Annotated in this window: 8 protein-coding genes; 2 read left to right on the top strand and 6 right to left on the bottom strand. The window is 71.0% G+C overall.

Annotated elements, in window-relative coordinates; genetic code table 11:
* Positions 1-316, top strand: a 316-nt coding sequence (locus ROTAS13_RS19740) for a GNAT family N-acetyltransferase (RefSeq protein WP_139323447.1), incomplete at its 5' end; no start/stop codon positions are given.
* 118 nt (positions 317-434) lie between these two features.
* On the opposite strand, the gene ROTAS13_RS27365 is transcribed toward ROTAS13_RS19740, so the two are convergent.
* Together ROTAS13_RS27365 and ROTAS13_RS19735 are read right to left on the bottom strand one after the other, a co-directional pair.
* Positions 435-596, bottom strand: a complete 162-nt coding sequence (locus tag ROTAS13_RS27365; RefSeq protein ID WP_171979168.1) for a hypothetical protein — start codon at positions 594-596, stop codon at positions 435-437.
* Entirely contained in the window at positions 593-1,258 is a 666-nt protein-coding gene (locus ROTAS13_RS19735) for a dienelactone hydrolase family protein (protein ID WP_075823177.1), read from the bottom strand. Before ROTAS13_RS19735 ends, ROTAS13_RS27365 begins: the two co-directional genes overlap by 4 nt.
* Before the next feature lie 136 nt (positions 1,259-1,394).
* On the opposite strand from ROTAS13_RS19735, the gene ROTAS13_RS19730 reads away from it, so the two are divergent.
* A complete protein-coding gene (locus tag ROTAS13_RS19730) occupies positions 1,395-1,604 on the top strand; it encodes a DUF4169 family protein (protein WP_226946025.1) in 210 nt (69 codons plus the stop codon).
* Positions 1,605-1,694: 90 nt separating this feature from the next.
* On the opposite strand, the gene ROTAS13_RS19725 is transcribed toward ROTAS13_RS19730, so the two are convergent.
* From ROTAS13_RS19725 to ROTAS13_RS19710, 4 genes are all read right to left on the bottom strand, one after another.
* The gene (locus ROTAS13_RS19725; RefSeq protein WP_019459672.1) at positions 1,695-2,138 is read right to left on the bottom strand and encodes a phasin family protein; all 444 of its coding nucleotides are present in this window, start codon (positions 2,136-2,138) and stop codon (positions 1,695-1,697) included.
* A gap of 57 nt (positions 2,139-2,195) precedes the next feature.
* Positions 2,196-2,891 (bottom strand): TetR/AcrR family transcriptional regulator, encoded by a 696-nt coding sequence (locus tag ROTAS13_RS19720; protein ID WP_075823176.1) that lies wholly within the window; start codon positions 2,889-2,891, stop codon positions 2,196-2,198.
* A gap of 105 nt (positions 2,892-2,996) precedes the next feature.
* Positions 2,997-3,800 (bottom strand): pyrroline-5-carboxylate reductase, encoded by an 804-nt coding sequence (proC, locus tag ROTAS13_RS19715; protein WP_058389140.1) that lies wholly within the window; start codon positions 3,798-3,800, stop codon positions 2,997-2,999.
* 19 nt (positions 3,801-3,819) lie between these two features.
* Positions 3,820-4,326 (bottom strand): YbjN domain-containing protein, encoded by a 507-nt coding sequence (locus ROTAS13_RS19710; RefSeq protein WP_019459675.1) that lies wholly within the window; start codon positions 4,324-4,326, stop codon positions 3,820-3,822.
* Positions 4,327-4,689: the final 363 nt, after the last annotated feature.

Raw genomic sequence — 4,689 nt, 5'->3', positions numbered from 1 at the left:
TCGCCTTACGGTGGAGCTGTGCGTAGATGTGATCAAGAGACAGGGGCAGGTGCTGGGCGTCATGGCCATGAACCAGTCCCCCATGCTGCACCGTCCGACTCCCGATGCGCGGATCACCAGCCTGGTGGTGGACGAGGGCGCGCGTGGGCGCGGCATCGGCCGCAGGCTGGTGGATGCCGCCCTGGACACCGCCCGGGGCTGGGGCTGCGGGCGGCTGGAGCTGACCACGCGGCTGGGCCGCGACGACGCCCATGCCTTCTACCGCGCGCTGGGATTCGAGAACTCATCGATCCGCTTCCACCGCGTGCTGAGCTGACGATCCGGCTCGCCCCCGGCGCACGGCGGCGGTTCCGCCATGTGCCGTGGGCGAGGGGTGCCTTCCCGGGGAAACCAGCAGGCGCGGTGGCCAGACCCCGGCCGCGCCGCCTCCCGCATCAATCGTCCGTGGGGTGCCGCCGCCAGGCGAGCAGCAGCGTCGCCAGGAAAAGCACGCCCACCATGAGGACCGGCGCGTCGCCGAAGCCTTGCGGGGAGGCCATGGGAATCCAGACCAGCAGCCCGAGCAGCGCGAAGCAGATGACGAAGCGCATGATCATGCGGGCAGGGCCTTGTCGAGGAAGATCCGGGTGCGCTCCGCCGCCACCGAGGCAGTGGGCGCGCTGAAGGAGGCGCGTTCCTCGCAGGCGAAGCCATGGCCCGCGCCGGGATAGACAAAGACCTCGATCCCGGGCTGCGCGGCCCGGATGGCCTCCACATCGGTGAGCGGGATACCATGGTCCTCCGCCCCGAAATGCAGCTGCACGGGGCAGTTCGGCGTCGCTTCGCGGCTCGCCACGATGCCGCCGCCATAATAGCCCACCGCGGCCGAGAAGCCTGTCATGCGTGTCGCGCCCCACCAGGCGATGGTGCCGCCCCAGCAATAGCCGACGATCCCGCGCCGGGCCCCCGCCGGCAGGGCATCGGCGGCGGCCTGGATATCGGCCAGAACGGCGTCCTCCGCGATCCGCGCGCGCAGGGCCAGGCCGCGCTGGACGTCCTCCTTGGCATAGCCGAGCTCCACGCCCCGCTCGGCACGGTCAAACAGCGCCGGGCAGACCACCGCGTAGCCCAGTGCGCCGAAATGGTCGCTGACATGGCGCATATGGCCGTTGACCCCGAAGATCTCCTGCACGACCACCAGCCCGCGGGCGGCATCCTCCGGGCCGGTGCGGTAGGCGGAGAAGCGGTGCCCATCCCTGGCGGTCAGTTCGATCTGCATGCTGTGCGGTCCTGTCGCTGGGCCGGATGCCCGTGCCACGCTGCGTGGCGCCATTCACTGCCAGTCTTGCGTGCTTTCGGGCCGTCTGTCACGAGCCCGGTTGTCGTGGACCCGGGTGATTCCACGGCGCCCCCGCATGCATTATCCTGGCGTCATGGGCGATGTCGTGAATCTCCGTCAGGTCCGGAAGGCCAGGGACAAGACGGAAAAGGAGGCGAAGGCTGCGGAGAACCGCATCCGCCACGGCCGCACCGGCGCCCAGAAGGCCGCGGACCGGCTGGCCCGGGAAAAGCGGGAGGCGCTGCTGGACGGTGCCCGGCGGGAGGAACCCGGGCGTCCGGAATGATGCCGCGCGCGGTGCGGCGCGACCGCATGACCGGCCCTGTTCCATGCCAGGACCGGTCTCTTCCCCATCGAAGGGCGGCTTCGCTTGCTGTCAGCCCTTGTTGGACATGATGGACTTGACCTCGTCCATCGCTTCGGTGAAGCGGCGGTTGAGCAGGTTCAGCGCCTCGCCATTCGACTTCTGGATCAGGTCGGCCAGCTCGCGGATGTTGGAGACCGCCCGCTCATAGGTGGCCTTCAGGATCTCCGCCTGCCGCGCGGCCTTCTCCTTCGGGTCGCCCTGCTCGGTGACGGAGCGCATGGCGTCCGTCATCTCGGCCATGGACTGCTGCATGATCTCCATGTGCCGCTTGGCCACGGCCTGGGCGCCCTCGAGCGCCACGCGGTTCGCGGCGGAAAGGGCTTCCAGGTTGCGCCGCTGCGCCGCCGCCAGGCCCTCCAGGTCGGGCATGGCGCCAAAGCGCATGTCGGAGAAGATCTTCATGGATTCGCGGAACGGATCCAGATCGCCCGGCGGGGTGGGGGACTTAGCCATGTTGTGGTTCCTCCTTCGGAAAGGGAGCGCGACAGCCAGGTCCGCCCAGGGATCGCGCTAACCCAGCATAGGGTCCGTGCCGGCTGGTGGCGATGGTGCTGCATCCTGGCCCGGAACGATTCCGCCATGGCCGGCCGCGGAAAGATCGCCGTCATCCAGGCGCAGCGTGCGTGCGATCTGCTCCGCACGGTCCAGCGCCTTGTCCAGCGCCGCCATGGTCGGCCCCAGATCCAGGCTGTTGTCGTCCGCCCAGCTGCGGGAGGCCGCGAGCCAGACGCCGGCGAGCCCCTGCACGCGCATCAGCCCGCGCATGCCGGAGGTATCGACCTCCGCCCCTTCCAGCGTCCAGGCCATGGAGGCCATCAGCAGGGGCGAGAGGGAGAGGGCGAGAAGCGGATGCCGGCGCAGGTCGGCCTGGAGTCGCAGGATGCCGGCCCGATGCGGCTGCAGCGCGTCGAAGCGGCGCATCAGCAGGTCGAAGATCCGGTCGCGGGCCGAGCCGCCCTGGCCGGGGATGGTGGTGGAGAGCACCTGCCGGTCAACGGCGCGGCCATGGGCGGCCAGCAGCGCCATCGGCGTGCCATAGTGCGACCGCAGCGAATCGAGGCCCACCCCACTCTCGGCGGCGATGCGGGCGAAGGTCACGCCGTGCCAGCCGCGCGTGGCCACGACCTGCCAGAGCGCATCGAGGACCCTCGCCTCGTCGAAGGCGGGGCCGGCGGGCAGGAAGGGGGGGTCAGCGGGATTCTGCATGGGACCACAATTTGTCCTGCGTGGCGGGCGCGCCAAGCCCGGGCCATGCCGGCCCGTGCAGTCGTGAAGGCCTCCGTGAAAGCCCCTGAGCCATGAGGCGGCCGCTCACGCGGAAAGCTCGCGCGAGCGTGTCGTCGCGGCGGCGATGGCGCGGGACACCAGGGCAGGCCAGGCATCCTCGGCCATCAGCACGGCCAGGGCCCGTTCCGTGGTACCCTTCGGGCTGGTCACGTTGCGCCGGAGCACGGCGGCATCCTCATCGCTCCGCGCCAGCAGGGAGCCCGCGCCGGAGACGGTGGCGCGGGCCATGCGCCGCGCCAGGTCGGCGGGCAGGCCCTGCTCGACCGCCGCCTTCTCCAGGAGCTCCGCCAGCAGGAAGACATAGGCCGGCCCGCCGCCCGAGACGGCGGTGACGGCATCGAGCTGCGCTTCCTCCTCCACCCAGGCGACCTCGCCCACGGCGCGCAACAGGGCATCCGCGAGGGTCTTCTGCGCCCCCGTCACCCGCGCCCCGGCGAAACCGGCGGTGAAGCCCTGGCCGACCGCGGCCGGAGTATTGGGCATGGCGCGCACCACCGCGGCCTCGCCGCCGAGCAGGCGCTCGATCCCGGCCTCGGTCTGGCCGGCCATGATGGACACGAAGACGGCCCCCGCCTTCGCGAAGCGGGCATAGGCGGGCAGGGTCTCGGCCGCCATCTGCGGCTTCACCGCCAGCACCACTGCGGCAGGGCGGAATTCCGGCGGCAGGGCGCCGGGCTCCGGCAGCAGGCGAAGCCCGGCCGGAGCCTCGGAAGCATGGGGGTCCACGGCGATGGCCTCGTCGATGCCGCGGGCCAGCCAGCCCGTCAGCATCGCCCCCCCCATCTTGCCATAGCCAACCAGCAGGACGGGCGGCAGCGCCTCGCTCATGGAACCTCCTCACATCGCGTCAGGCCTCCCCGAGGCAGTCGAGCATGGCGGCCTGCAGCGCGTCCTCGGCGCCACGGCCGCCCCACAGCACGAGCTGGAAGGCCGGAAAGAAACGCTCGCACTCCGTCAGGGCGATGTCCACCATGTCCTCCAGGCTTTCCGCCGAGGCACCGGGGGCGCCGCGCAGCAGCACCGAGTGCCGGAAGACCGGGGTGCCGTCGTCGCCCTCGATCCCGAAATGGCCGATCCAGAGCTTCTCGTTGGCCAGGGCCAGCAGCTCGAAGAGCTTGCCGCGGGCCTCCGGCGGCACCTTCATGTCGAAGGCGCAGGTGAAGTGCATGGCGCTGATTTCGGAAGACCACGCGAAATGCAGCCCGTAGTCGCACCACTTCCCCGGGGCCTCGGCGGCCATTTCGCCGGAGGAGCGACGGTCGAACGCCCAGTCGTTGGCGACGACGATCTGCTCCATCACGTCGAGGGGATTGGACGCCTTCTCCCGGCGTCCGAGGGCGAGCGGAGCGGTCATGTGGCACCTCCTTCCCGTCCTGGCTGGGCCCTGACCACTGAGTCTAGTCCAGACTCGCGGACCCAGCCCCTAGAGCTTGATATTGCGTTGCCATAACCCCGGCACGGCAAGGGATTTCTTCGGCGCCACCATCCGCTACCGGGGATGTGTGGCGCCGCCGCCATTCCGCGTGCCGCCGGGGAAAGGCCTCAGTCGAGCGAGCCGGGCTCGCCGGGCCGGACCTTCGGAGCGTCGGGCTTCGGCTGGGCCTCCGCCTCGCTGGCGCCGGCCGTGCCGCCCTGTCCCGGCCAGGCGGGGCCGGTGCCCGCGCCGCCGCTGCCCTTCAGCGTGTCGGCGTCGGCCACCGAAGCGCCCGCTTTCTCC

The sequence above is a fragment of the Roseomonas sp. TAS13 genome, from assembly GCF_001950415.1.
Taxonomy (GTDB): domain Bacteria; phylum Pseudomonadota; class Alphaproteobacteria; order Acetobacterales; family Acetobacteraceae; genus Roseomonas; species Roseomonas mucosa.
The sequence above is the reverse complement of the archived record's forward strand: the minus strand, read 5'-3'. Positions and strand labels throughout refer to the sequence as shown.